The sequence below is a fragment of the Streptomyces sp. NPDC002536 genome (genome assembly GCF_053594995.1).
Genome location: NZ_JBSFWU010000109.1, coordinates 1 through 24358 on the forward strand (window position 1 = coordinate 1; position 24358 = coordinate 24358).

21 protein-coding genes are annotated in these 24358 nt (G+C 71.9%); 9 read left to right on the forward strand and 12 right to left on the reverse strand.

Annotation, left to right across the window (positions count from 1 at the left end; translation table 11 throughout):
* Positions 1 to 243: 243 nt before the first annotated feature.
* A complete protein-coding gene (locus tag ACWD4B_RS29400; RefSeq protein WP_451423587.1) occupies positions 244 to 948 on the reverse strand; it encodes an exonuclease domain-containing protein in 705 nt (234 codons plus the stop codon).
* Between the two features lie 141 nt (positions 949 to 1089).
* Complete coding sequence (locus tag ACWD4B_RS29405; RefSeq protein ID WP_451423588.1) at positions 1090 to 2337, reverse strand: SAV2148 family HEPN domain-containing protein; 1248 nt, start codon at positions 2335 to 2337, stop codon at positions 1090 to 1092.
* 373 nt (positions 2338 to 2710) lie between these two features.
* Between ACWD4B_RS29405 and glgX the strand changes: the two genes are divergently transcribed.
* Together glgX and treY are read left to right on the forward strand one after the other, a co-directional pair.
* Positions 2711 to 4837, forward strand: a complete 2127-nt coding sequence (gene glgX, locus ACWD4B_RS29410) for a glycogen debranching protein GlgX (RefSeq protein WP_451423589.1) — start codon at positions 2711 to 2713, stop codon at positions 4835 to 4837.
* Positions 4838 to 4948: 111 nt separating this feature from the next.
* On the forward strand, positions 4949 to 7336 hold the full coding sequence (gene treY, locus ACWD4B_RS29415; protein ID WP_451423590.1) for a malto-oligosyltrehalose synthase: 2388 nt from the start codon (positions 4949 to 4951) through the stop codon (positions 7334 to 7336).
* 77 nt (positions 7337 to 7413) lie between these two features.
* Here treY and ACWD4B_RS29420 read toward each other — a convergent pair whose 3' ends face one another.
* Complete coding sequence (locus tag ACWD4B_RS29420) at positions 7414 to 7650, reverse strand: DUF397 domain-containing protein (RefSeq protein ID WP_451423591.1); 237 nt, start codon at positions 7648 to 7650, stop codon at positions 7414 to 7416.
* A 5-nt stretch (positions 7651 to 7655) separates the two neighbouring features.
* Positions 7656 to 8525 carry a helix-turn-helix domain-containing protein gene (locus ACWD4B_RS29425; protein ID WP_451423592.1) on the reverse strand — a complete coding sequence of 290 codons (870 nt, stop codon included), beginning with the start codon at positions 8523 to 8525 and terminating at the stop codon, positions 7656 to 7658.
* Between the two features lie 265 nt (positions 8526 to 8790).
* Here ACWD4B_RS29425 and ACWD4B_RS29430 point away from each other — a divergent pair, with 265 nt between their 5' ends.
* A complete protein-coding gene (locus tag ACWD4B_RS29430; RefSeq protein WP_451423593.1) occupies positions 8791 to 9288 on the forward strand; it encodes an NUDIX domain-containing protein in 498 nt (165 codons plus the stop codon).
* Between the two features lie 157 nt (positions 9289 to 9445).
* Here ACWD4B_RS29430 and ACWD4B_RS29435 read toward each other — a convergent pair whose 3' ends face one another.
* Positions 9446 to 10879: a glycoside hydrolase family 18 protein gene (locus tag ACWD4B_RS29435; RefSeq protein ID WP_451423594.1), complete on the reverse strand. Its 1434-nt coding sequence runs from the start codon at positions 10877 to 10879 to the stop codon at positions 9446 to 9448.
* A gap of 387 nt (positions 10880 to 11266) precedes the next feature.
* The gene (locus ACWD4B_RS29440; protein ID WP_451423595.1) at positions 11267 to 12154 is read right to left on the reverse strand and encodes a LysR family transcriptional regulator; all 888 of its coding nucleotides are present in this window, start codon (positions 12152 to 12154) and stop codon (positions 11267 to 11269) included.
* Between the two features lie 90 nt (positions 12155 to 12244).
* Here ACWD4B_RS29440 and lpdA point away from each other — a divergent pair, with 90 nt between their 5' ends.
* On the forward strand, positions 12245 to 13684 hold the full coding sequence (gene lpdA, locus ACWD4B_RS29445) for a dihydrolipoyl dehydrogenase (protein WP_451423596.1): 1440 nt from the start codon (positions 12245 to 12247) through the stop codon (positions 13682 to 13684).
* Here the strand turns inward: lpdA and ACWD4B_RS29450 are convergent.
* Together ACWD4B_RS29450 and ACWD4B_RS29455 are read right to left on the reverse strand one after the other, a co-directional pair.
* Positions 13675 to 13863 (reverse strand): alpha/beta fold hydrolase, encoded by a 189-nt coding sequence (locus ACWD4B_RS29450; protein ID WP_451423597.1) that lies wholly within the window; start codon positions 13861 to 13863, stop codon positions 13675 to 13677. The two genes, lpdA and ACWD4B_RS29450, sit on opposite strands and share 10 nt — an antisense overlap.
* A 335-nt stretch (positions 13864 to 14198) precedes the next feature.
* Positions 14199 to 15377 (reverse strand): serine hydrolase domain-containing protein, encoded by a 1179-nt coding sequence (locus tag ACWD4B_RS29455; protein WP_451423598.1) that lies wholly within the window; start codon positions 15375 to 15377, stop codon positions 14199 to 14201.
* A 255-nt stretch (positions 15378 to 15632) separates the two neighbouring features.
* On the opposite strand from ACWD4B_RS29455, the gene ACWD4B_RS29460 reads away from it, so the two are divergent.
* The 3 genes from ACWD4B_RS29460 to ACWD4B_RS29470 all read left to right on the forward strand — a co-directional run bounded on the left by ACWD4B_RS29460 (position 15633) and on the right by ACWD4B_RS29470 (position 18383).
* The gene (locus ACWD4B_RS29460; protein ID WP_451423599.1) at positions 15633 to 16073 is read left to right on the forward strand and encodes a hypothetical protein; all 441 of its coding nucleotides are present in this window, start codon (positions 15633 to 15635) and stop codon (positions 16071 to 16073) included.
* Positions 16074 to 16271: 198 nt separating this feature from the next.
* Entirely contained in the window at positions 16272 to 18014 is a 1743-nt protein-coding gene (gene treZ, locus ACWD4B_RS29465; RefSeq protein WP_451423600.1) for a malto-oligosyltrehalose trehalohydrolase, read from the forward strand.
* Between the two features lie 72 nt (positions 18015 to 18086).
* The gene (locus tag ACWD4B_RS29470; protein ID WP_451423601.1) at positions 18087 to 18383 is read left to right on the forward strand and encodes a hypothetical protein; all 297 of its coding nucleotides are present in this window, start codon (positions 18087 to 18089) and stop codon (positions 18381 to 18383) included.
* 200 nt (positions 18384 to 18583) lie between these two features.
* Here the strand turns inward: ACWD4B_RS29470 and msrB are convergent, their stop codons facing one another.
* The 4 genes from msrB to ACWD4B_RS29490 are packed head-to-tail and all read right to left on the reverse strand — an operon-like array spanning position 18584 to position 22308.
* Positions 18584 to 18991: a peptide-methionine (R)-S-oxide reductase MsrB gene (gene msrB, locus ACWD4B_RS29475; RefSeq protein ID WP_391151077.1), complete on the reverse strand. Its 408-nt coding sequence runs from the start codon at positions 18989 to 18991 to the stop codon at positions 18584 to 18586.
* A 20-nt stretch (positions 18992 to 19011) separates the two neighbouring features.
* Positions 19012 to 20403 (reverse strand): UDP-N-acetylmuramate--L-alanine ligase, encoded by a 1392-nt coding sequence (murC, locus tag ACWD4B_RS29480; protein ID WP_451423602.1) that lies wholly within the window; start codon positions 20401 to 20403, stop codon positions 19012 to 19014.
* A gap of 49 nt (positions 20404 to 20452) precedes the next feature.
* On the reverse strand, positions 20453 to 21109 hold the full coding sequence (locus ACWD4B_RS29485; RefSeq protein WP_451423603.1) for a response regulator: 657 nt from the start codon (positions 21107 to 21109) through the stop codon (positions 20453 to 20455).
* Positions 21106 to 22308: a sensor histidine kinase gene (locus ACWD4B_RS29490; RefSeq protein WP_451423604.1), complete on the reverse strand. Its 1203-nt coding sequence runs from the start codon at positions 22306 to 22308 to the stop codon at positions 21106 to 21108. The genes ACWD4B_RS29485 and ACWD4B_RS29490 overlap by 4 nt, the downstream gene beginning before the upstream one ends.
* A 155-nt stretch (positions 22309 to 22463) precedes the next feature.
* Here ACWD4B_RS29490 and ACWD4B_RS29495 point away from each other — a divergent pair, with 155 nt between their 5' ends.
* Both ACWD4B_RS29495 and ACWD4B_RS29500 read left to right on the forward strand, forming a co-directional pair.
* Entirely contained in the window at positions 22464 to 23528 is a 1065-nt protein-coding gene (locus ACWD4B_RS29495; protein WP_451423605.1) for an ABC transporter permease, read from the forward strand.
* On the forward strand, positions 23525 to 24226 hold the full coding sequence (locus ACWD4B_RS29500; RefSeq protein WP_451423606.1) for an ABC transporter ATP-binding protein: 702 nt from the start codon (positions 23525 to 23527) through the stop codon (positions 24224 to 24226). The genes ACWD4B_RS29495 and ACWD4B_RS29500 overlap by 4 nt, the downstream gene beginning before the upstream one ends.
* Positions 24227 to 24358: the final 132 nt, after the last annotated feature.

Below are 24358 nucleotides of genomic sequence, written 5' to 3' on the forward strand. Positions count from 1 at the left end.
AACCGGTTCTGGGGCCCGTCCTCCGGTCCTCCGCGCCCCGTCTGGGGCGCGGGGCTGTTCACATATGCGGCTCCGCCGCGTGGGCGCGACCAGGCGCCCCGTAGGGGCGCGGGGAACTGCGCGACCAGCCCCCACCGGCCCGCAGCCGACGCACGACCCCAGGGGTCCGGGGCGAAGCCCCGAGAACCTCGACTGCGGGAGCGTCGTAGCTGCTCGCGCAGTTCCCCGCGCCCCTTCGGGGCGCTACCGCATCGGCCACTCCCCCTCGACAACAACCCCCGCATCCCCCCGCCGACGCAACCACGCCTGATAGCCCGCCGCCCACTCCGCGTACCAGCGCCGCTGGTCCGCGTGCAGTTGCCGGACATCCGCCTCCGCCACCTCCGGGTACCGCGCGGCCACCGCCCGCGCAACCCGCACCGCGGCGAGGGCGTCCGCGCCCGCCTCGTGCGCCCCGGCCAGCTCGACGCCGTACTCCTCGCACGTCGCGCCCAGCGTCCGCCTGCCCTTGCGGTAGCGGTCGACCGCGCGGTCGATGGTGAACGGATCGACGACCGGGCCCACTTCGGCACCCTCGCCCAGCCGCTCGCCGAGCGACGGCAGCCCGTGCCGGCGCAGCTCCGCCTCCAGCAGGCTCAGGTCGAAGCGGGCGTTGTAGGCGACGACCGGCACTCCCATCGACCAGTGCCCGGCCAGCGCGGCCGCTATCTCCTCGGCCACCTCGCGGACGGGGCGGCCGCGGGCCGCCGCCTCCTCGCTCGAAATGCCGTGTATCGCCGCCGCCTCGGCCGGAATGGGCACCCCCGGGTCGGCCAGCCAGTGCCGGCTCCCCAGGAGCACCCCGCCCTTGGTCTCGACGACCGCCGCCGTGACGATCCTGGCCTGCGCCGGGTCCGTGCCCGTGGTCTCCAGGTCGAAGCCGACCAGCAGCTCATCGTGCCAGCCCATGGCGATCCCCCCTCAGGTGGTGCTTCCCCCGTCTGGTCACCCAGCCTGCCACGCACCACTGACAATCGGCCTTCCCGGCCGGAAAGGGCCCGCTCGGGCCCTCAGGACACCGGCCAGGACACCGGTCAGAACACCGGCCCCTCAGGACACCGGCCGGGAGTCCGTCCACACGCCCTCGAACTCCTCGCGGTAGGTCTCGAAGAGCCCGCCGGTGTCGTCGGCGCCGCGCCCCTCGCGCACCACGGACCGGCCGCCCCCGCGCAGCACCAGCACCGGCGACTCCATGCCGCGCGCCTTGCGCAGGTACGACTGCACGACGGCCAGGCCGTCCGATCCGTCCCCGTTGACCAGATACGCGGTGAAGCGCGGTGTCTCGTCGAAGACGCGGATCTCGAAGGCCCCGGGGTCGCGCAGCCGGTCGCGGACCCGGCGCATGTGCATGATGTTCATCTCGACGGACCTGCTCATCTCGCCCTTCTTGATGCCCAGTTCCCGCTCCCGGCGCTTCACCGCGCTGCTGGCCGGGTTGAGGAAGAGCAGCCGGACCCGGCAGCCGGCCTCGGCGAGGCGGACCAGGCGGCGCCCGGAGTAGTTCTGGACGAGCAGGTTGAGGCCTATGCCGACGGCGTCCAGGCGGCGGGCGTTGCCGAAGAGGTCCTCGACGGGCAGCTGCCGCTGCAGGCGCACGCGGTCCGGGTGGACGCCGACGACGTCGGCGTAGCGGTCGCCGACGAGGTCCTCGACGGCGTCTATGGGCAGCCGGTCGGCGGAGGTGGGGCCCGTCCCGCTGCCGCCGAGGATGTCGAGCAGGCGGGCCGAGGCCCGTTCGGCCTGGGCGAGGACGGTCTGGGAGAGCGCGCGGTTGCGGGAGACGACGTTGCGGGCGACCTCCAGCTCGTCCAGTGCCAGTTCGAGCTCGCGCCGGTCGTCCAGGTAGGGCTCGAAGCAGGGCCAGTGCTGGACGAGCAGTTCGCGCAGCTGGGGCAGGGTGAGGAAGCTGAGGACGTTGTCGTCGGCCGGGTCGAGCAGATAGCCCTTGCGCCGGCTGACCTCCCGTACGGCCGCGGCGCGCTGCACCCACTCCTGCCCGGCGGGGCCCGCTGCGGCGACGACCCACTCGTCCTCGCCGTGCACCGGTTCGTAGACCGGCCGCAGCACGGCGGCGACGACGGCGCGCAGCCGCTGTTCCACCAGGTTCAGCCAGATATAGGCCCGCCCGGCCCGGCGGGCGCGCGTGCGCACCTCGCCCCAGGCCGTGCTGTCCCAGTCCAGTTCCGCGCCGATCTCCCTGGGACGCGTCAGGGACACCACACCGGGTGGTGTGCCGGTCGAACCGTCTCCCTCGGGACAGCCGTCTCCGGGGGGCAGCTCCAGTCCGCCCGAGCTCACCTGTGCACCCGCCTTCCGCCCCCGTCCAACGATCAAGGCAGATTACTGTGCGGGCGGGACACGGCGCACACGCGCTCCGCCGGGCTTCGGCCAACTGGGTCCATCGGCCGCCGTGTTGTCCTCGGCCCGGGCGGAGCACGTGAGCTGATTCATAGCCAGATAGTCCTCGGGTCGTCGTGCGGCCATCATGCGGGCGCCGTGCGGTCGTCCTCCGGGCCGCTGTTGTCACCTGTTGTCACCCGCTTGGACGAGCTTCGCCGTGCCGCCGGTTGCCCCCTGCGGACGCTCGTCCGCACCGGATGCACCGCTGGTGCTCCGTGAGCGCCGGTGTGAATGACCGGGAAGAGACCCTGCGAGGTGGAAGACTCCCCCCATGCAGGTGTGGCCTGGACAGGCGTACCCCCTCGGCGCCACGTACGACGGCGCCGGGACGAACTTCGCGGTGTTCTCCGAGGCTGCCGAGCGGGTCGAGTTGTGCCTGTTGCACGAGGACGGCTCCGAGACGGCGGTGGAACTGCGGGAGAGCGACGCCTTCGTGTGGCATGCGTATCTGCCCGGCGTGATGCCCGGCCAGCGGTACGGGTTCCGGGTGCACGGCCCGTACGAGCCGGGGCGCGGGCAGCGCTGCAACTCCGCGAAGCTGCTGCTCGACCCGTACGCGAAGGCGATCAGCGGTGCGGTGGACTGGGGCGAGGCGGTCTACGGCTATCCCTTCGGGCGCCCGGACAAGCGCAATGACCTTGATTCCGCACCCCACATGATGACGTCCGTCGTGGTCAATCCGTATTTCGACTGGGGCAACGACCGCCCGCCGCGCACCGACTACCACCGCACGGTCATCTACGAGGCCCACGTCAAGGGTCTGACGATGCTTCACCCTGCGCTGCCGGAGGAGATCCGCGGCACGTACGCGGGGCTCGCGCACCCTGCGCTCATCGGGCATCTGACGGAGCTCGGGGTGACGGCGATCGAGCTGATGCCGGTCCATCAGTTCGTCAACGACCACCGGCTGGTGGACGCGGGGCTGGCCAACTACTGGGGCTACAACACCATCGGCTTCTTCGCCCCGCACAACGCCTATGCCTCCTGGGGCGACCGGGGCCAGCAGGTGCTGGAGTTCAAGCAGGCGGTGCGGGCGCTGCACGCGGCGGGCATCGAGGTGATCCTCGACGTCGTCTACAACCACACGGCCGAGGGCAGCGATCTGGGGCCCACGCTCTCCTTCCGGGGCCTGGACAACGCCTCGTACTACCGTCTGGCGGACGACCCGCGCTACTACATGGACACCACCGGCACTGGCAACTCCCTGCTGATGCGCAGCCCGCACGTGCTGCAGCTCATCATGGACTCGCTGCGCTACTGGGTGACCGAGATGCGCGTGGACGGCTTCCGCTTCGACCTCGCGGCCACACTGGCCCGGCAGTTCCACGAGGTGGACCGGCTGTCGTCGTTCTTCGACCTGGTGCAGCAGGATCCGGTCGTCAGCCAGGTGAAGCTGATCGCCGAGCCGTGGGACGTCGGCGAGGGCGGCTACCAGGTCGGCAACTTCCCGCCGCTGTGGACCGAGTGGAACGGCAAGTTCCGGGACACCGTGCGCGACCTGTGGCGGGGCGAGCAGGCGACCCTGGCGGAGTTCGGCTCGCGGCTGACGGGCTCCTCCGACCTCTACCAGGGCGACGGGCGGCGCCCGCTGGCTTCGATCAACTTCGTCACCTGCCACGATGGTTTCACTCTCAACGACCTTGTCTCGTACCACCACAAGCGCAACGGGGCCAACGGCGAGGACAACCGCGACGGCGAGAGCCACAACCGCTCCTGGAACTGCGGCGCCGAGGGCGAGACGGACGACCCCGCGGTACTGGCCCTGCGCGAGCGGCAGATGCGCAACTTCATCGCCACGCTCATGGTGTCCCAGGGCGTGCCCATGCTCAGCCACGGCGACGAGTTCGCCCGCACCCAGCACGGCAACAACAACGCCTACTGCCAGGACAACCCACTCTCCTGGCTGCACTGGCCGCACGCCGCCGAGGAGTCCTCGGCCCGGGCGCGCAGGCTGCTCCGCTTCACCCGCTCCCTGGTGTGGCTGCGCCGCGACCACCCGGTCTTCCGGCGCCGCCGCTTCTTCCACGGCCGCCCGGTGCAGGGCACGCACGACGAACTGTCCGACATCTCCTGGTTCACTCCGGATGGCGATGAAATGCGGGACAGCGACTGGCAGGCAGCCCACGCCAAGTCCCTGGCCGTCTTCCTCAACGGCAGCGCCATCTCCGAACCCGGGCCGCGCGGCGAGCCCGTCGTCGACGACTCCTTCCTGCTGATGTTCAACGCCCACGAGGAACCGCTGGACTTCCTCGTCCCCGCCGACCACGGCCGGCAGTGGCAGGTCGTCGTCGACACGGCACGCCCGGAGGGCGTCTCGACGGACGGCCCGAAGGTGGCGGCGGGCGAGCGATTGACGCTGACGGACAGGAGCCTGGTGATCCTGCAGAGGCCTGCGTAGGGGCTGCGCCCCGTAAGGGGCGCGGGGAACTGCGCGAGCAACCACAGCCGGCCCGCAGCCGAAGAACAACGCCTGGCGTAGCCCTGGCCGCGCAGCGGGTACGTACGTTCCATGCAGCGCACCGCATCCGGCGGCCCGGCGCGGCCGACCGCCACGTACCGGCTCCAGCTCCAGCCCCGCTTCCCCTTCGCCGCAGCCGAACGCGCCGTGCCGCGACTCGCCTCCCTCGGGGTGTCCCACCTCCACCTCTCCCCCGTCCTGGAGGCCGCGCCCGGTTCCACCCACGGCTACGACGTCACCGACCACTCGGCCGTCCGGGCCGAACTCGGCGGCGAGGACGGGCTGCGGGCCCTCGCCCGCACGGCACACACCCACGGGCTCGGCCTGATCGCCGACATCGTGCCCAACCACATGGCCGTCCCGGTGCCCGAGCACCTCAACGGCCCGCTGTGGGAGGTCCTGCGGGACGGCCCGGCCTCGCCCTGCGCCCGCTGGTTCGACATCGACTGGGCCGAACACGGCGGCAAGATCCTGCTGCCCGTCCTCGCCGGACGGCTCGGCGACGAGCTCGCCCACTTCCGCGCCGAGGACGGCGTCCTGCACTACCGCGACCACACGTTCCCGCTGCGCCCCGGCACCGAGCAGCTACCGCTGCCCGAGCTGCTCGACGCCCAGTGGTACCGCCCCGCGTGGTGGCGACTCGCTCGTACAGAGCTCAACTACCGCCGGTTCTTCACCGTATCGGGGCTGATAGCCGTGCGTGTCGAGGACCCGGACGTCTTCGCCGCCACGCACTGCAAGCTGCTGCAGCTGGTGCGGGAGGGAGTGCTCGACGGGCTCCGGATCGACCACCCCGACGGCCTCGCGGACCCGTCCGGCTACCTGCGGCGGTTGCACCATGCCGCGCGGAAAAGCTGGATCGTCGTCGAGAAGATCCTCAGCGGTGACGAACGCCTGCCCGCCGACTGGCCCGTCGCCGGCACCACCGGCTACGACGCCCTCCGCCACCTCGACGGCCTCTTCACCGACCCCGAAGGCGCCACCGAACTCGCGGCCGCCTACCGCGCCTTCACCGGCCGTCCCGCCGACCAGGGCGGCGACTGGCCCGCCACGGTGCGCCGCGCGGCGTACCGCGTGGTCACACACGAGCTGGCGGCGGAGGTCGAACGGCTGGTGCGTGTGGGCGTGCGCGTCTGCGAGTCCTCACACGTCCTGCGCGACCACGCGCCGTGGGCCCTGCGGGCGGCTCTGCGGGAGATCCTGGTACGGCTCCCGGTGTACCGGCCCTACGCGGCGCCCTGCGGCGCGATGCCTGTCGCACCGGTCGACTGGGCGATGCTCGACGAGGCCGCACAGGGCGCCCGTTCGGCCTTCGCCGTGCCGGAGGAAGCGGCGGTCGTGGAGATGGTGCGGGACGCGGCCCTGGGGCGCCTGGGCGACGGTCCGGACCACCGGGACTTCTGCGCCCGCTTCGCACAGACCGCCACCGCGTTGCGGGCCAAGTCGGTGGAGGACACAGCGTTCTACCGCTACGCGCCACTGCTCTCCGCCAACGAGGTCGGCGGCACACCGGACCGCCCGGCGGTCTGCTCGACCGAGTTCCACGCCTTCTGCGGACGGCTGCAGCGGGACTGGCCGTTGACGGGAACCGTGCTGTCCACGCACGACACCAAGCGGAGCGGGGACGTACGGGCGCGGATCGCCGCACTGAGCGAGTACCCGGAGCGGTGGGCCGAGCTGATGAGCCGGCTGTGGGCACGGTGCCCCGCGCCCGACCCGCACGTGGCGTGGGTGGCCTGGCAGAACGCGTTCGGGTTGGGGGCGGGGGACGCGGGGCGGCTCGCGCCGGCGATGCGGAAAGCAGTGCGGGAGGCCGCACTGCTGACCACGTGGACGGAGCCGGATGCCGCCTACGAGGCGGCGGTCGAGGCGTTTGTCGCCGCCGGGCCGGGCGGGGCGCTGCACGAGGAACTCGTGCGCCTCGCGGACGAGGCCGGGCCGTCGATCCGGGCCCACACGCTGGGGGCGGCGCTGCTGCACCTGACGATGCCGGGGGTGCCGGACCTGTACATGGGGACGGAGACCGTGTACCGAGCGCTCGTCGACCCGGACAACCGGAAGCCGCCGGAAGATGGCGGCCGCCCCGCCGTGGAGGGGTTGCCCGGGGAGAAACTGTGGCTCACGCGAGCGGCGTTGCGCCTGCGGCGCGCGCATCCGGAGTGGTTCGGTGCCGCGTCGTCGTACGAGCCGTTGGCGGCCGTTGGGCCTGCGGCCGGCCATTGCGTCGCGTTCGGCCGCGCGGGCCACGTCGTCGCGGTCGCAACACGGTTGCCTCGCCGGCTGGCCGGGGGCGGTGGCTGGCGGGGGACGGTGCTTCCGCTCCCCGGGGGCGGGAGTTGGCGCGACGCGCTCAGCGGGCGCGCACACCCTGCGGGGCCACCGGTGCTCCTGGCGGAGCTGCTGGGGGCGGGGCCGGTGGCGTTGCTGGTGCGGGAGTAGTGCGTCGACTGCGGGCCGTCGGTGGCTGGTCGCGCAGTTCCCCGCGCCCCTACGGGGCGCCACCGGGTACGCCCTGGTCAGTTGTTGCAGAGTTCCACGATGAACGCCTGCCAGGCGGGGGCGGGGATGGTGATCGCGGGGCGCGATCGGTTCTTGGAGTCGCGTATGCCGACCTTTTCGGGCAGCGCCGCGATCTCCACGCATGCCTGCCCCTCCGGCGTGCTGTAAGAGGACTTGAGCCAGGCGACCTCGATGCATGCACCGCCATCCTGCGTGCTGTAGGAAGACTTCCGCCAAGCTATGCCGCTGGTCATGTCGGCTACACCCACTCTCTTGCAAGCCGTTCCAGGAATCCGGGCGTTTCCCCAGGGCCCAAGGCACCAGCACTCATGGCATCGAACCTACGGGTATGCGCCCAGACTTCGGTCTCCTTGTCGATCACGTTCACAGCTCCGGCGCCTCCGTCGGTGTGGACAACCGTGGTCACTGGCGCGTCAAAGTCCATCAGCGTGAAGTTCCCGGCAGCCCGGTACGTCGGCGTGATCGACGGAAGGATCTGCACGGTCACGTTGTCGAGCTTGTTCAGCTCCACAATCTCCGCACACTGCTCACGCATCACATCTGTACTGCCGTAGACGATGCGAACCGCAGCCTCGCTCAGGATGATCCGAAGCTCTACGGGACTCTTCGACCTGGTGATCAGTTCTTTCCGATCCACCCGCAGCTGGATGTTGCGCTCAACGAACTCGGTGGTCGTTTCCTCGACAGGCTTCGCGGTCTCGAACATTGCTCGCGCGTACGCCTCGGTCTGCAACAGCCCGTACACGACCGTCGGCTGCCAAGCCCGCAGTCTCCGGGCGTCGGCCTCCAAGCCGACGAACAGCGCCATGCCCGACGGCATGACGCTCCGGTATGGCATCCACCAGTCCCGGCTCAGCGACTCCCGCTGGATCCTGACCAGGAAGTCGACGTCCTCGTCGTCCTCAACCCCGTACCGCTCGCACAGGCTCCGCAGATCCGAGAGCTTGTCGAGGCTGGTCATGCCTCGTTCGACGCGCCACAGCTTCGTATCGCTGAAGGCAAGCCCTTCAACCGCCTGCACCAAGGACATCCCGGCCCGCTCCCGTAGCCGCTTCAGCTCCTTGCCGAGCTGAACTCGACGGATCGTCGGCCCTGTTTTCACTGCCATGCGTGCGCCCTCCCGTGCCCGGTCCAGCAGCGCTCGTGTCCCACTCGACGGCACTGATGACCTGCTCAGGAGCACTCATGCCCGCTGCCAGATACCCCGTGCCCGCTGCTCGGAAACCCGTGCCCTGCGCGGCGAATATGCCACTTCGGCGAATATTTCGCCGTGGCTTGCCCGGCAACTCTGGCACGCCCCAAGCTGGTTGAGCGACCGAACCACCACGTTCGGTAGTGCGCCCGAATTCCCCCACAACCCGAAAGGCGCCCCCATGCCCTCACCACGCATCCGTGCGCTGGCCCTCATCCTCAACGGCGACGGCAAGGTGCTGCTCGTGTCCCCTTACCGCAAGGGCGCCCCGAACACCGGACGGAACTTCCAACTGCCCGGCGGCACCGCGTGGGAGGACGAACCGGCGTGGGAGGCGATGGTGCGCGAGGGCAAGCGGGCGACGGGGCTGGCCCTGTCGCCCGTCCGGCTCGTCCTCACCGACTTCACGCCGCGCGACCACCGCACGTGCGCGCCGGCCGCGATCGACTTCGTCTATCAGACGCTGACGATCGCGGACGACACGGCCGTCCGCCTGGCGCACCCGAACAGCGGCCACGTACCCGAGCTGGCGGCGTACAAGTGGCTGACACAGCACGAGTTGCACACGCACTGCACCACATATCAGGCCCACAGAGTGGCCGCAGCCCTGTACGCCGCCCGCACCGGCACCTGTGCCGAACTCCACGCGGGGCGGCCGGCGTACGCGCACGCCGCCTGAAAATCGAGGTTTCTGACGCCGGAGTGGCCGGTTCCGGCTATCGGTGGGAGGAATTCCGCGACAAATGGGGCGAACGGCGTAGCCCATTGAGCTTCTGGTGTCAGAAACCAACGCTCGGCTGGGGAGCCCCAGCCGAGCGCACTGTCATCTCGGGTGCTCAGCCCCCGTTCACCCCGTTGAACGGCGGCTTCGTGCCGTCGAGTCCGGCGCGGATCTGCTGCGAGAGCACGCCCGTCGTCGGGTCGTCGCCGTCGAGCGAGTAGGCCATGACCCCGCCCAGCTTGATCTTCTTGGCGTGGGCGGCCTTGCGGTAGACGAGGGTCGGGTCGTCGAAGGTCCAGAAGACGTGGTCCGTCTCGCTGTACCGCCAGGCGAAGCTGCAGTTGGCCTTGTCCGGGCTGTAGTACACCTTGTAGCTGTCGCCGAGCTTCGCGATCTCGCGGTAGTCGTTGAAGCCCGCCTCGTACTTGCCGTCCGCCGGCACGGTTGAGGAGTTGTGCAGTCCGTCGGGGTGTTCCGTTCCCACGTTCTTCCAGCCGCGGCCGTAGTACGGGATCCCGAAGGTCAGCTTCGACCGAACGCTCTCACCCGCCGCCTTGATCCAGGCGTCGACCGCGCCCTCCACGGTGAGCCCGGTGGCCGGCGGGAGGAGGGCGGACTGCTGGTCGGTGACGGTCTCCCCCGACCATCCCGCCCCGTGGAAGTCGTATCCCTGGATGTTGCCGAAGTCCAGGCACTTCATGACCTCGGGTGCGTCCCAGCCGGCCGCCATGATCTTCGGGTCGGCGGGGAGGAAGGCGGTCAGCAGGTACTTCCCGCCACGCGGCGGGTAGTTGCGGACCAGCTCGGGGTCGTCCAGCTGCTTGCGGAACTCCTTCAGGAGCGCCACGAAATTCGCCTTGTCGTGCACCGGGTCGAACTTGTTCCCGGGAAGTCCCTTGTCGCACCCGGGCCATTCCCAGTCGATGTCGACGCCGTCGAAAATTCCCTTGGCCACGCCGGGGCCGCCGTACTGCTTCTTCTTGGTGGGTGGCAGCTCCGGGTGCTGCCAGTCGGTCATCCAGATCTCCGTGGGCAGATTCCCCTTGATGAAGAGGTCGATGCACGAGGAGACCAGGTCCTTTCGCCCTTGCTCGGTCGCCGCGGCGAGCGAGAAGTTGCGGCTGTACGTCCAGCCGCCGAGCGAGACGAGGACCTTCAGCTGCTGGTGCTTCTGCTTGAGCTTCTTGAGCTGGTTGAAGTTGCCCATGAGGGCCTGCGCGCCCCAGCCCGGGTCGTTGGAGCCGATGGGCTCCTTGCCCGAACCCGCGATGAACGGGGTGAGGTAGTCCGCGCCCGCGTCCTCGGCGTTGATCCCGGCGTCTGCAGTGCCCGCCGTCGCCTTGTCGAGGGCCCTGACCTCCTCGAAGCAGCGGTACCCCTGATATCCCTCGGGGTACTTCGCCGACACCGGCACATCACCCGAGGTGATGTTCTCGAAGGCGTAGTTGAGGATGGTCAGCCGCTCCGCCGTGCCGTTGTCGTCGATGGTTTTGAGGAACACCTTGCGGTCGTAGATCGACCATTGGGGAAAGTACCCGATGAATTCCATGACGCCCCTCTCTGATTCCGTTTTTTTCGACGCCCAACAGCCTTGCGCGCAGCATCGTTTCCCCAAAAGGTCGGCTTTGCGCCAGGGGCTCCGGAACAGCCTTAACCCGCCGTCCATTCGGCCGTCGACCCCCGGCCCGGTCACCGCATATACCACTTGCATGCCGGGCCGCCCCGCACTCGCTTCTCCCCCAGCCCCAGCTGTTCACAGCAGACACTCACGGAGGACTCCCGGCAATGGCCGACCTCAGGCCACGCATCCTCTTCCCGACGTGCCCGACAGCGCGGCCCCACGCTACGATCCGCCGCCTTTTGCGCTCACGCCCACCCACACGGCCGACGGCCGCCGCCCGCGCGGCCGGATACGAGCAGCGCAGGCAACCGCCCCCTACGCCGCCCACTCCACGTAGGCGCCCGCGCACAGGCGCACGAACTCGGCGGACGCGCCCACGAGTTCCACGCGCGAGAAGGCCGTGTGCTCGCGCCGCCAGTCCGGCGAGACCCGTATCGTCACGGCTCCCGTGACGACGTCGGCGAGGGGGACGGGTGCCGCCACGATGCCCACCCCCGCCGCGGCCATGCGCACCGCGGTGGACGTGTGCTCGGTCTCCAGGGCGACGAGCGGACGGAAGCCGTGCTGTGCGCAGATCCAGTCCAGCCACCGCTGCCCCTGGACGCGCGGTTCCAGAGCGCAGCGCACCCAGGCGCGGTCCGCCAGGTCGGTCAGCGGGACGAAGTCCGTCCGCCCGGCGAGCGGATCCCCTGCTGATGTGACGACGACGATCTCCTCGTCGCCGAGCGGCACCACGGGCCCCGGCCATGCCTCGGGCCGCGGGCCCACGGCGACGTCGGCCACGCCCCGTTCCATGCCGTCCTGCAGTTCCTCGGTGGTCGCGTACTCGTGGAGGTGCAGCACGACGTCCGGGAAGTCCGCCCGCCAGCGGGCGAACACGGGCGGCAGCACGCCCACGGCCAGCGCGTGCAGGGTGGCCACGTGCAGCTCGCCGCCCTCCGCCCCGGCTGCGGCCCTGGCCGCCCGGCGGGCCTGGCCGGCGCTGCGGACGGCCCGCTCGGCGTGCGGCAGGAAGGCACGTCCCATGGGGGTGAGCCGGACGCCGCGCTGCAGACGCTCCAGCAGGGCGCCGCCGATCTCCCGCTCCAGCGCCTTGATCTGGTGCGAGAGCGCGGACTGCGTGACGTTGAGGGTCTCGGCGGCACGGGTGAAGGACCGCTCCTCGACGACGGCGACGAGATATTCCATCTGCCGCAGGCTCACTGGAACTCCTACTCCTCATGAAGGTTCTTCATCGGCCTGATCGAAACATTGCGTTGGACTCATCATCCCGGACGGACGGAGAGTGCAGCCATGAGCACGGAGACAGTCACGGAGACAGTGGAGACGGACGTCATCGTCATCGGTGCCGGCACCGGCGGCTACAGCACGGCCCTGCGCGCGGCGGCCCTCGGCCTCGACGTCGTCCTCGCGGAACGCGACCTCGTGGGCGGCACCTGCCTGCACCGCGGCTGCATTCCGAGCAAGGCGATGCTGCACGCGGCGGAGCTGGTGGACGGGATCGCGGAGGCGCGGGAGCGGTGGGGGGTGAAGGCGACGCTCGACGCGGTGGACTGGCCGGCGCTGACGGCGACGCGTGACGACATCGTCGGCCGCAACCACCGTGGGGTGGAGGGCCACCTGTCCCACGCGGGCGTGCGCATCGTGCGCGGTTCCGTCTCCCTGACCGGACCGCGCACCGTGCGCGTCGACTCGGGCGCGGAGGCGGGGGCGTTGTGGCGTGCCCGGCGCGGGATCGTCCTGGCCACGGGTTCCCGGCCGCGTACGCCGCCCGGCCTGGAGCCGGACGGCGTGCGTGTCGTCACCAGCGACGACGCACTGTTCGCGCCGGGCCTGCCCGGCTCGGTCCTGGTGCTGGGCGGCGGGGCGATCGGCGTGGAGTACGCGTCCTTGCACCGTTCCATGGGGGCGGAGGTGACGCTGGTCGAGGCGGCCGACCGGCTGCTGCCCCTTGAGGACGAGGACGTGAGCCGCCACCTCGCACGGGGGTTGAAGAAGCGGGGCATCGACGTACAGACGGGCGCGCGGCTGGAGGACGCGCGCCTGCACGAGGACGGTGTCCGTGCTGTCGTCCGTACGGCCCGCGGCGCCGTCCGCGAACTCCGTACGGACCGACTGCTGGTGGCGGTCGGCCGGGTGCCCGTAACCGACGGTCTGGGGCTCGTGGCGGCCGGACTGGCCGCGGACGGGCGGGGGTTCGTCGCTCCGGCCGACTGGTCACGCCTGGAGACATCCGTCCCCGGCATCCACGTGGTGGGCGACCTGCTGCCGCCGCCGTCGCTAGGTCTGGCCCACGCTTCGTTCGCGGAGGGGCTGTTGGTGGCCGAGACGCTGGCGGGCCGCACGCCTGCACCGGTCGACTACGCGGCCGTGCCGCGCGTCACGTACTCCAGTCCGCAGACCGCCTCCGTGGGCCTGACGGAGGCAGAGGCCCGCGACCGCGGCCACGAGGTGGCGGTCAACTCCATGCCGCTGACGGCCGTTGCCAAGGGCATGGTGCATGGCCGGGGCGGCATGGTGAAGGTGATCGCGGAGCAGGGCGGCGGCCGCGTACTGGGAGTGCACCTGGTGGGCCCGCACGTCTCGGAGATGATCGCCGAGAGCCAGCTGATCGTGGGCTGGGAGGCGGAACCGGGCGATGTCGCCCGGCACATCCACCCGCACCCGACACTGTCGGAGGCGGTGGGCGAGGCCTTCCTGTCACTGGCGGGGCGGGGACTGCATCAGCAGTGAGGCCGTAAGTCCCGCCACCACGAGCGCAGTTCGCGTTCGACCGCGTCGGGGTGCTCCAGCGCGAGCATGTGGGCTGCGTCCGGGACGCGCGCGAGCGTGGCGCGGGGGCAGGCGTCCTCGATGGCGGCGGCCATCGCCCGCATGCCGGTCGTGTCCTCGTCGCCGACGAGTACCCGCACCGGGCAGGTGATGTCCGGCAGTCGCGCGACGGCGGCCCTGGGGTGGTGAAGGCGGGGGTGTCGTGCTGCTGCGCGTAGTTGAGGCGGGACATCCCGGCGACGGCCGCACGCAGGCCTCCCGCTCGGCCGCCCGGCCGCGGGCCGGACCGTCGACGTACAGCTGCAGCTCACCGGCGATGAGGTCCTCGACCGCCTCCGCCCCCGCGCCCTCTGCGGCGTCGACGGCTTCGACGAGGGCGCGTTCGTGGTCGGCGGCCGGTATGTCGAAGCCGGAGACGGCGGGGGCGAGGAGGAAGCGCCGCTTCTCGTACCGCTCCGTACCCGGGCCGCGCGGTTCAGCGGCACAGAGCCGTGTCCACGACAGCCTCCACGCGCCTCATGGCTGCCTCGTCCGACGGCCTGCTGGTCACCGCGACGTCGGCGGCGCGGCCGTCGTCGGTGGCACCGCCTCGGGTCTCGTATCCCGGGATGTCACCGCCGTGGCCCCAGTAGACGCCGCCGCACGACAGTGGCCTGCTCGCGATCCCGAGTCCGTAGCGGGCGCCGGGACCCAGGTGTTCGGCGGGGACGGTGGTGCGCATCTGGGCGAGCTGGGCCGCCGGGAGGAGACGGCCGGCGAGGAGCGCGGTGTAGAACCGGTTGAGGTCCGAGTTGGTGGAGATCATCTGACCTGCCGCCCACCCCCAGGAGGGGTCCAGTTCCGTGAAGTCACGCAGAGGCGCGCCTTCCGAATCCCTGAAGTAGCCCTTGGGATGGGGCTCCCGGATGGTCATGTCACCGGGGGCGGGGAAGGAGGTGTGGCGCAGCCCGATGCGTTTGATGATGCGCTGGTCGATCTGCTCGAAGAGTGGGCGGCCGGTGACCTTCTGGACGATCAGGCCGGCGAGCACGTAGTTGGTGTTGCTGTACTGCCATTTCGTCCCGGGGGCGAAGTCGGCCTTGTGCTGCAGAGCGATGTCGAGGAGGTCGCGGGGTTCGAAGTACCGGTGCTGAATGGCGGCGAAGTCGAGGTGGCCGGTGTAATTGGGAAGTCCGCTGGTGTGCTGGAGGAGTTGGCGGACCGTGATGTGGCGTCCGTCGATTCCCTCGCCGCGGACGAGGCCCGGGAGGTAGGTGTCGACCGGGGCGTCGAGGTCGATCTTCCCTTCGGCGACCAGTTGCAGCACGACCACTGCGGTGAACGTCTTGGTGTTGCTGCCGATCCGCACCTGACCGTCGACCGGCACCTTCGCGCCGGTGGCCAGGTCACCGGCCCCTGCGGTGTAGGTACGGGTGCGGCCCTCACGGTCCTTGACGCTCGCCAGCGCGGCGGGCATGCCGTCGGAGTGCACCAGTGCGCTCAGGCTCTGCTGGACGGAATCCGGCCTGGCGGCGGCAAACGCCGCGGGCGGCGCCGCCAGGGCACCCGCCGTCATCACGCCCACGGCCACCGCCGCAGCAGCGGCCGGCACGGCTCTGCGCCGACCGCCCCGCCGCCCGGAAGAACGAAACCTGCGCCATGCCTGCTCACGCATCAGTCAACTCCTGTGGAACTGCCGGGAGATCATCTGTATGGGCCGGGCTCAGCATGTCCGGACGCGGCCGTCCGGGGCGATCCCGCTACCCACCCGGCTCCAGGTGGGGCTATCCCCCGATTCCCGAACTCGGCGACGATGTGCGCAATCCGGGTGAACGTCCGAGCATGCCCCGCCCTCCCGCTCCCCGGGACGGATACAGATGGGGCCGCGCCCCCGTGGCGCCTCCCGTTCCCCGGCTCCGGAAGGGCCCACGTGAAGCCTCTGCACTGCTCCCTGGCTGCCATCGCCCTGGCGGCCGGCACACTGGCCACGGTCGCCTCTGTCGCGCCAGCCGCACAGGCCGCGCCGGCGAAGGATCTGCCGACCTACACCTGCACCTCCAAGCTTGCGCTGCACCATCAAGTCGACGACCACAGCCCCTACTACGACACCATCGGCGAGAACTGCAACGTGCCCAACAGGACCGCAGGCGGCGAGAACTGGGCCTCGGGCGTCGATCTGCTCGGCAATCATCTGGGCAAAGCCGAAGGGGACACGACGCACCCGTTCAAGCTCAGGAATTCCGAGCGGACCGTCCTGTGCGACATGCCCATGAGGCGGAACTCCCTGAACCAGGAGGTCTACGGGCACACCATCCGCGACCAGGGAAGGCAGTCGACCAACGCGTACTGCAAGCCGGTCAGAGGGAAGTGACGGGGGCGACGTCCCCGTAGCCGCCGCCAGCCTGCAGCACCACCCCGAGGCCCGTCATCTGCGGGCGCGTCGTGGCTGATCGCGCAGTTCCCCGCGCCCCTGACGGGGCGCTGCCGCACCATGGGGATGGAGGCCACATGCCCGCCCCGGCAGTGGGAGCATGAGCGGCACCGCCGTCACCGTCGAAGGGAGCCGGTCGTGCAGTTCGAGGTGTGGGCGCCCAGGGCGCGGCGGCGCGTGACCCTTCACGTCGACGGTGCCGCGTACGCCATGGAGCCCGATCCCGTCCGCGCCGGCTGGTGGTGCTGCTCCACCCCCGCCTCCGCCGGCAGCCGGTACGGGTTCGCCCTGGACGGCGGACCCCTGCTCCCCGACCCGCGCTCGCGCCGTCAGCCCGACGGGCCGGACGGGCTCAGTGCCGTCGTCGACTCCTCCCGCTTCGCCTGGCGGCAGGAGGCCTGGTCCGGGCGGCCGTTGGCCGGGGCCGTGCTGTACGAGCTGCACATCGGGACGTTCACCGGCGCGGGCACCTTCGACGCCGCCGCCGAACGGCTCGGGCATCTGGCCGACTTGGGGGTCACGCATGTGGAGCTGATGCCGGTGTGCCCTTTCCCCGGCACGCACGGGTGGGGGTACGACGGCGTGGCGCCGTGGGCCGTCCACGAGCCCTACGGCGGGCCGGACGGGCTGGTGCGGTTCGTGGACGCCGCGCATGCGCACGGGCTGGGCGTCGTGCTCGACGTCGTGCACAACCACCTCGGCCCCTCCGGCAACCATCTGCCGTCCTTCGGGCCGTACTTCACCGACACCCACCACACGCCGTGGGGCGCGGCCGTCAACCTCGACGCACCCGGCTCGGACGAGGTCCGGGCGTATCTCGTGGGCAGCGCCCTGGCCTGGCTGCGCGACTACCGGCTCGACGGGCTGCGCCTGGACGCCGTGCACGCGCTCGCCGACACCCGGCCCCGGCACTTCCTGGCCGAGCTCTCGGCCGCCGTGGACGGGCTGGCCCGGCGCCTCGGCCGGCCCCTCTTCCTCGTCGCCGAGTCCGACCTCGACGACCCGGTCACGACCACCCCGCGCGATGCCGGGGGCCACGGCATCCACGCCCAGTGGAACGACGACTTCCACCACGCCCTGCACACCGCCCTCACCGGCGAATCCCAGGGCTACTACGCCGACTTCGCCGCCGACCCGGCGCACGCCCTCGCCAAGACGCTGCGCGGGGGCTTCTTCCACGACGGTTCGTACTCCTCCTTCCGCGGCCGCCGGCACGGCCGCCCGCTGGACACCCGCACCACCCCCGCGCACCGGCTGCTCGCCTACTCCCAGACCCACGACCAGATCGGCAACCGGGCTCTCGGCGACCGGCTCTCCGCCCGCCTCTCCCCCGGCCTGCTGGCCTGCGCCGCCGCACTCGTGCTGTGCGCGCCGTTCACGCCGATGCTGTTCATGGGCGAGGAGTGGGGTGCCCGTACGCCGTGGCAGTACTTCACCGACCACACGGATCCGTCCCTGGCGGAGGCCGTCCGCAAGGGCCGACGGCGGGAGTTCGCGGCGCACGGCTGGCATGAGGACGAGATCCCGGATCCCCAGGACCCGGCCACGCGTGACCGTTCCTGCCTGGACTGGAGCGAGCGGGAGCACACTCCACATGCGGAATTGCTCGCCTGGTACCGCAAGTTGATCGCGTTGCGGCGCAGTGCCGCCGAACTGACCGACCCGCGCTGGGAGTACGGCATCCTCTCCGTGACCGGGCAGCCCCGCCCGCTCGTCCACTTCCGGCGCAGCCGGTACGAGGTCGCGGTCAACCTGGGCGACCGGCCGGCGGAGCTGAACGTGGCAGCACGCGAGGTCGTCGCCTCCTGGCGGCCCGTCGGCCCGCCCGGCGCGGACGGCACACTGCGGCTGCCGCCGGAGACGGCGGCGGTGCTGCGCTGACCAGGTTTGCACCCGGGTGCAAGGGGACGGACCCTGAAAGTGACGCGATCACACCACGAAGGGGTGAGGATCATGCGTACGCTCCTCAGGGCCCGCCTGGACACCCACACCGCGAACGAGGCGATCAGAAACGGCACCATGCCCGAGCACATACAAACGATGCTGGACAAGCTCCGCCCCGAAGCGGCCTACTTCACCACGATGGACGGCGGCCGCTCGTGCCTCTTCGTCTTCGACCTGCAGGACCCGTCACAGCTCCCCGGCCTCGTGGAGACGCTGTTCCTGGAGCTGGAGGCCGAGGTCGAGGTGCACCCGGTCATGAACGTGGACGACCTGCGCAAGGGCATGAGCGAACTGAAGCCGGGGTGAGGCCGGCTTCGCCGGGCTCAGCCTTCCGACGGCGTCTCCGGCCCGAGCCTGCGCGAGGCGCGCCGTCCGAGCGCATACGCTTCGGTCACGGTGCGCGCCTCCTGCTTGCGTGCCTCCCACTCCGTATCGGAGATTCCGGGGTGGGCTTCGCGAATTCGGCGCGTCACATCAGCCCAGCTGCTGTAGTCGCTCAGCGAACGTCACCCCTCCGCCGGCACCAGCCGCAGCGAGATCGAGTTGATGCAGTACCGCTGGTCCGTCGGCGTCGGGTAGCCCTCGCCCTCGAAGACGTGCCCCAGGTGCGAGCCGCAGCGCGCGCAGCGCACCTCCGTGCGGAGCATGCCGTGGGAGCGGTCCTCGACGAGTTCGACGGCCGACGAGTCCCTCGGGTCGTAGAAGCTCGGCCAGCCGCAGTGGCTCTCGAACTTCTCGGTGGAGCGGAAGAGTTCGGCGCCGCACGCGCGACAGGCGTAGACGCCTTCCGTCTTCGTGTCGGTGTACTCGCCGCGGAACGCGGGCTCGGTGCCGGCCCGGCGGAGCACCTGGTACTCCGCGGGGGTCAGCTCCGCGCGCCACTGCTCGTCCGGCTTCTCGACCTCGTACGTCATCGGCCGTGTCCTCTCTCGGCTCAGCTCTCCAGGCGGGCCAGGATCTTCGGACCGAGGTCCGTGACGTCGCCCGCGCCCATCGTGAGAACGAGATCGCCGGGGCGGGCCATTCCCGCGATCACCTCGGGGATCGCCGCCATGTCGGACTCGGGGCGGACCTCGGCGCCCGCGGCGCGGGCGGCGTCGATGATCAGGGCGCTGGTGATGCCGGGGACCGGGTCCTCGCGGGCCGGGTAGATGTCCAGGACCACGGAGGAGTCGGCGAGGGCGAGGGCCTGGCCCATCTCGGTGCCGAGTTCCTGGGTGCGGCTGAAGAGGTGCGGCTGGAAGACGACGAGGACGCGGGAGCCGGCGGCGGCGCCGCGGATGGCCTCCAGGTCGGCGGTCATCTCGGTGGGGTGGTGGGCGTAGGAGTCGATCACCTGGACGCCGTTCGCCTCGCCCTTGAGCTGCAGGCGGCGGCCCACACCGGTGAACTTGCCGAGGGCCGGGGCGAGATCGTCCGCCGGGATGCCGAGGGCGGCACCGGCCGCGAGGGCGGCGACCGCGTTGTGCGCGTAGTGGCGGCCGGGGACGGAGACGCCGAAGGTGAGCGTGCGGCCCTTGAGGTCGACGGTGACCTCGCTGGTCAGGCCGCGCGGGGTGACCTTGAGGACGCGGACGTCGGCGTCCTCGGACTCGCCGTAGGTGACGACCTCGATGTCCTGGCGGTCGATGCGCCGGGTCAGCTCGCGGGCGCCGTCCTGGTCGGCGGCGACGACGAGCGTGCCGCCGGGGCGGATGCGGCCGACGAACGTCGCGAAGGACTCGTAGATCTCTTCCATCGACGCGTAGTTGGCGTGGTGGTCCAGCTCCACGTTGAGGATGATCGCGACCTCGGGCGCGTACTTGTGGAAGCTGCGGTCGCTCTCGTCCGCCTCGGCCACGAAGATCTCGCCGCTGCCGTGCGCGGCGTTGGTGCCGGGGCCGGCCAGGTCGCCGCCGATGGCGTACGAGGGCGCCAGGCCCAGCGCGCCGAGGGAGACGGCCAGCATCGACGTCGTGGTCGTCTTGCCGTGGGTGCCGGCGACGGCGATCGGGCGCAGGCCGTCCATCAGGCGGGCCAGCGCGTCCGAGCGGTGCACGACGGGGATGCCGCGCTCGGCGGCGGCGGCCAGCTCGGGGTTGTCGGCGCGGATGGCGCTGGAGACGACCACGCAGGTGGCGTCCTCGGCGAGGTGCTCCGCGGCGTGCCCGATGTGCACCGTCGCGCCCAGGGCGCGCAGCGCCTCGGCCGTCGCCGACTCCCTGGCGTCGCTGCCCGCGACGGCCGCACCGCGCTGGGCGAGGATCTTGGCGATGCCCGACATGCCGGCGCCGCCGATGCCGATGAAGTGCGGTCGGTCCATCGTCGTGGGGACGGCCGGTGCCATGTGCGGTGCTCCCTGTGCTCGTGGGCGTTCGCCACGATTCTCGCACCCGTCAGACGGGGCGGATCAACCCGGCCGCCAGGCCCGCCGTCACCGCCGCCGTGCGGCTGTCCACGCCGAGCTTTCCGTAAATGTGCACGAGGTGGGTCTTGACCGTCGCCTCGCTGATGAACAGGCGGCGGGAGATCTGCCGGTTGGCCAGGCCCTCGGCCAGGAGTCCCAGGATCTCGGTCTCACGGGGTGAGAGGGTGGGCCGCCCTCCGGAGCGCACCCGGCCGAGCAGGCGGGCCGCGACCGGCGGGGCGAGGACGGTCTCGCCCCGGGCCGCGGCGTGCACGGCGGCGGCGACGTCCTCGGGCGGCGCGTCCTTGAGCAGGTACCCGGTGGCGCCCGCCTCGACGGCGGCGAGGATGTCGGCGTCGGTGCTGTAGGTGGTGAGGATCAGCACGGCGGGCGGGGAGGGCAGGGCGGTGATGTGCCGGGTGGCCTCGACGCCGTGCATGCCCGCGCCCATCTGGAGGTCCATGAGGACGACGTCCGGGCGGGCGCCCGCACCGAGCGCGTCGAGCAGCCGCAGCGCCTCGGCGCCGTCGGCCGCCTCGCCGACGGCCTCGACGTCGGGCAGCTCGTCGACCATGGCGCGCAGGCCACGGCGGACGACGGGGTGATCGTCGACGAGCAGGACCCGGACTGGAGCGACGACGCTCATGCGGCCACCCTCCCCGGCGCGACGGCCTGCACCCCGGCAGCGGAACCCACCGGAACCACCGCCGCCACCGCCGTCCCCTCGCCCGGGGCCGACTCCACCGTCAGGGTGCCGCCCAGTTCCGCGATGCGCTCGTGCATGCCGTGCAGGCCGAACGTGCGGCGGCCGTCGGACGGGACCTCGCCGGGGACGAAGCCCACGCCGTCGTCGTACACGTCCAGGGCCACCTGGCCGTCCAGATAGGCCAGGGTCACCGCGGCGTGCTCGGCGCGGGCGTGGCGGGCGACGTTGGCGAGGGCCTCCTGGGTCAGGCGCAGCAGGGCCACCTCGGTCTCGACGGGCAGCGGGCAGGGCTCGCCGTCCACGCGGAAGACGGCGCCCGGCACGGTGCGTGCGGTGGTGCGGCGCAGGGCCTCGGGCAGCGGGGCGTCCTCCAGGGCGGGCGGGGTGAGGGCCTGGACGAAGCGCCGGGCCTCGGCGAGGTTGTCCGCGGCGGTGCGGCCGATCTCGCGGACCCGGGCGCGGGCCGCCGCGCCGGGCGCCGTCTCGGCGGCGCGGGCGAGCAGGACGATGCTGGACAGGCCCTGGGCGAGGGTGTCGTGGATCTCGCGGGCGAGCCGCTGCCGCTCGGCGAGGCGGCCCGCCTCGCGCTGGGCGGCGGCGAGTTCGTCGCGCGTGCGCACCAGGTCGTCGATCAGGCGCTGCCGCTTCTGGCTCTCGCGGTACAGCGCGGCGTAGCCGTACCCGGTCATGATCGCGACCGCGGCGCCGGCCACCGGGCCGATCACCTTGGCCGCGGTGAGGCCGCCGGGCGCCGCGGCCTGCGCGGCCACGATGGCGGCGGTCGCCGCGGCGATCGCGGGGTGCGACCGGCGCACCGGCAGGACGTGCAGGTAGAGGAAGAAGAGCGGGAAGGCGACGTAGCAGGAGCGCGGGTCCATCGCCAGCAGCACCAGCCACAGGGCGGTGACGGCGATCAGCCACGGCATGGGACGGTCCCGGTGCCGGACGACCCCGGCCGCGTACACCGCGGCCAGCACCGCGCCCGGCAGCAGGACGAGCGCCGGTTCCTCCCCCAGCAGGGCGGGCCCCAGGGCCACGGCGAGCAGCGCGTAGAACGCGGTGTGCACGGCGAACCGGACCACCCGCAGCGAGGGCACGTCGGGAGCCGCGGGCGCGGGCGGGGGGCTGGTTCTGCTCACCCCATCGAGCGTACGGGCCTCCTGCCCGGGCGCTTTCCACCGGGAGCGTCAACCCTTCGGTTGATTTCCGGACCACTCCCCTTCCCGATACCGCCGGGAGCGCGCGCACGCGACGGTGGAGACATCCACCGTCCAAGACCGGAAAGGTCCTCTTCGTGTTCGTCGCACTCCGCGACATCCGTTTCGCCCGGGGGCGGTTCGCCCTGATGGGCACGGTCGTCGCACTCATCACCACGCTCGTGGTCTTCCTCTACGGGCTGACCGGCGGCCTGGCCCGCGAGGCCACGTCCGCGGTCGCGGGGCTGCCGGCGGACCGGATCGTCTTCGGCGCCCCCGCCGGGGCCGCGCCGGAGGTGTCGTTCACCAACAGCACCGTGGACGGCCCGCAGGCCGCCGCCTGGCGCGCCGCGCCCGGCGTGACGTCGGCCGAGCCGCTGGGCGTGGCGATGACCCGGCTGACGGCGCACGGCAAGGCCTCGTCCGTGAGCGTCTTCGGCACCTCCGAGCGGCTGCGCCCCGCTCTCGTCCGCGGGTCGGCGCCCGGCGACGGCTCGGTGGCCGTGAGCGAGCGCCTGGCCCGCGACAGCGGCCTGCACATCGGCGACACCGTCACCCTCGGCACCGAGCAGCTGACCGTCTCGGGGCTGACCGCCGACCGCAGCCACGGTCACGCGCCCAGCGTCTGGACCACGCTCCCCGCCTGGCAGCGGGTCTCCCACCAGCAGCAGCCGACCGCGCTCGCCGTCACCGGCGGCGGCAAGCCGGCAGGGACGGCGGCCCGCACCACCGAGGCCGTGCCGCTCGCCGACGCCCTGGACGGGATCGACGGGTACGCCGCCGAGCACGGCACGCTGCAGATGGTGCAGGGCTTCCTGTTCGTGGTGAGCGCGCTCGTCGTGGGGGCCTTCTTCACGGTGTGGACCGTGCAGCGCCGCCCGGACATCGCCGTGCTGAAGGCGGTCGGGGCGAGCAGCGGCTACCTCGTGCGCGACGCCCTCGCCCAGGCACTGGCCGTGCTGGTCGCGGGAACGGCGCTGGGCGGCACGGCCGGGGTCGTGGGCGGATGGCTGGCCTCCGCCGCCGTGCCCTTCGAGCTGGGCGCGGCCACGGTGGCCGTCCCGGTGGCGGCGATGGTGCTGCTGGGCCTGGCCGGTTCCGTGCTCGCCGTACGCCGCATCACCTCCGTCGACCCGCTGACCGCCCTGGGGGCCGCCCGATGACCGCCACGACCACGACCACTGCCACGGCCCTCGCCCTGGAGTCCGTCACCCTCACCTACCCCGACGGCGACCGCACGCTCACCGCGCTCGACGCGGTCTCGCTGGCCGTGGCGCCGGGCGAGCTCGTGGCCGTCGTGGGCCCGTCCGGCTCGGGGAAGTCCAGCCTGCTGGCGGTGGCCGCCACGCTGCTGCGCCCGGACGCGGGCCGGGTCGTCGTGGCCGGCCGGGACACGGCGGACCTGGGCGAGCGGGAGCGGACGCGGCTGCGGCGGGAGCAGGTCGGCATCGTCTTCCAGCAGGCGAACCTGCTGCCGTCGCTGACGGCCGTGGAGCAGCTGCTGGCGGTCGAGCACCTGCGCGGCGGCAATGTCCGGGCCGCCCGCGCGCAGGCCGAGGAGCTGCTGGAGTCGGTCGGTCTGGACGCGGCCGAGCGGCGCCGCCGCCCGCACCAGCTGTCCGGGGGCGAGCGGCAGCGCGTGAACATCGCCCGTGCGCTGTGCACCGGGCCGTCCGTGCTGCTGGTGGACGAGCCCACGTCGGCACTGGACCACGAGCGGGGCGAGCAGGTGACGGCCCTGCTGGCCGAGGTGACGCGGCGGCATCGCACGGCGACGGTGCTGGTCACCCACGACCGCGGGCTGCTGGGCCGGGCGGACCGGGTGCTGACCATGACGGACGGTCGGCTCACCGCCCCGTAGGGGGCGCCCCGGTCAGGGGCGCGGGGAACTGCGCGAGCAACCACGACACGTCCGCAGCCGAAGCACTCCCCCAGCTACCGCTGGGGGTACCTCCTGGGGGCACCCCCAGCGGTAGCTGGGGGAGGTAGCTGG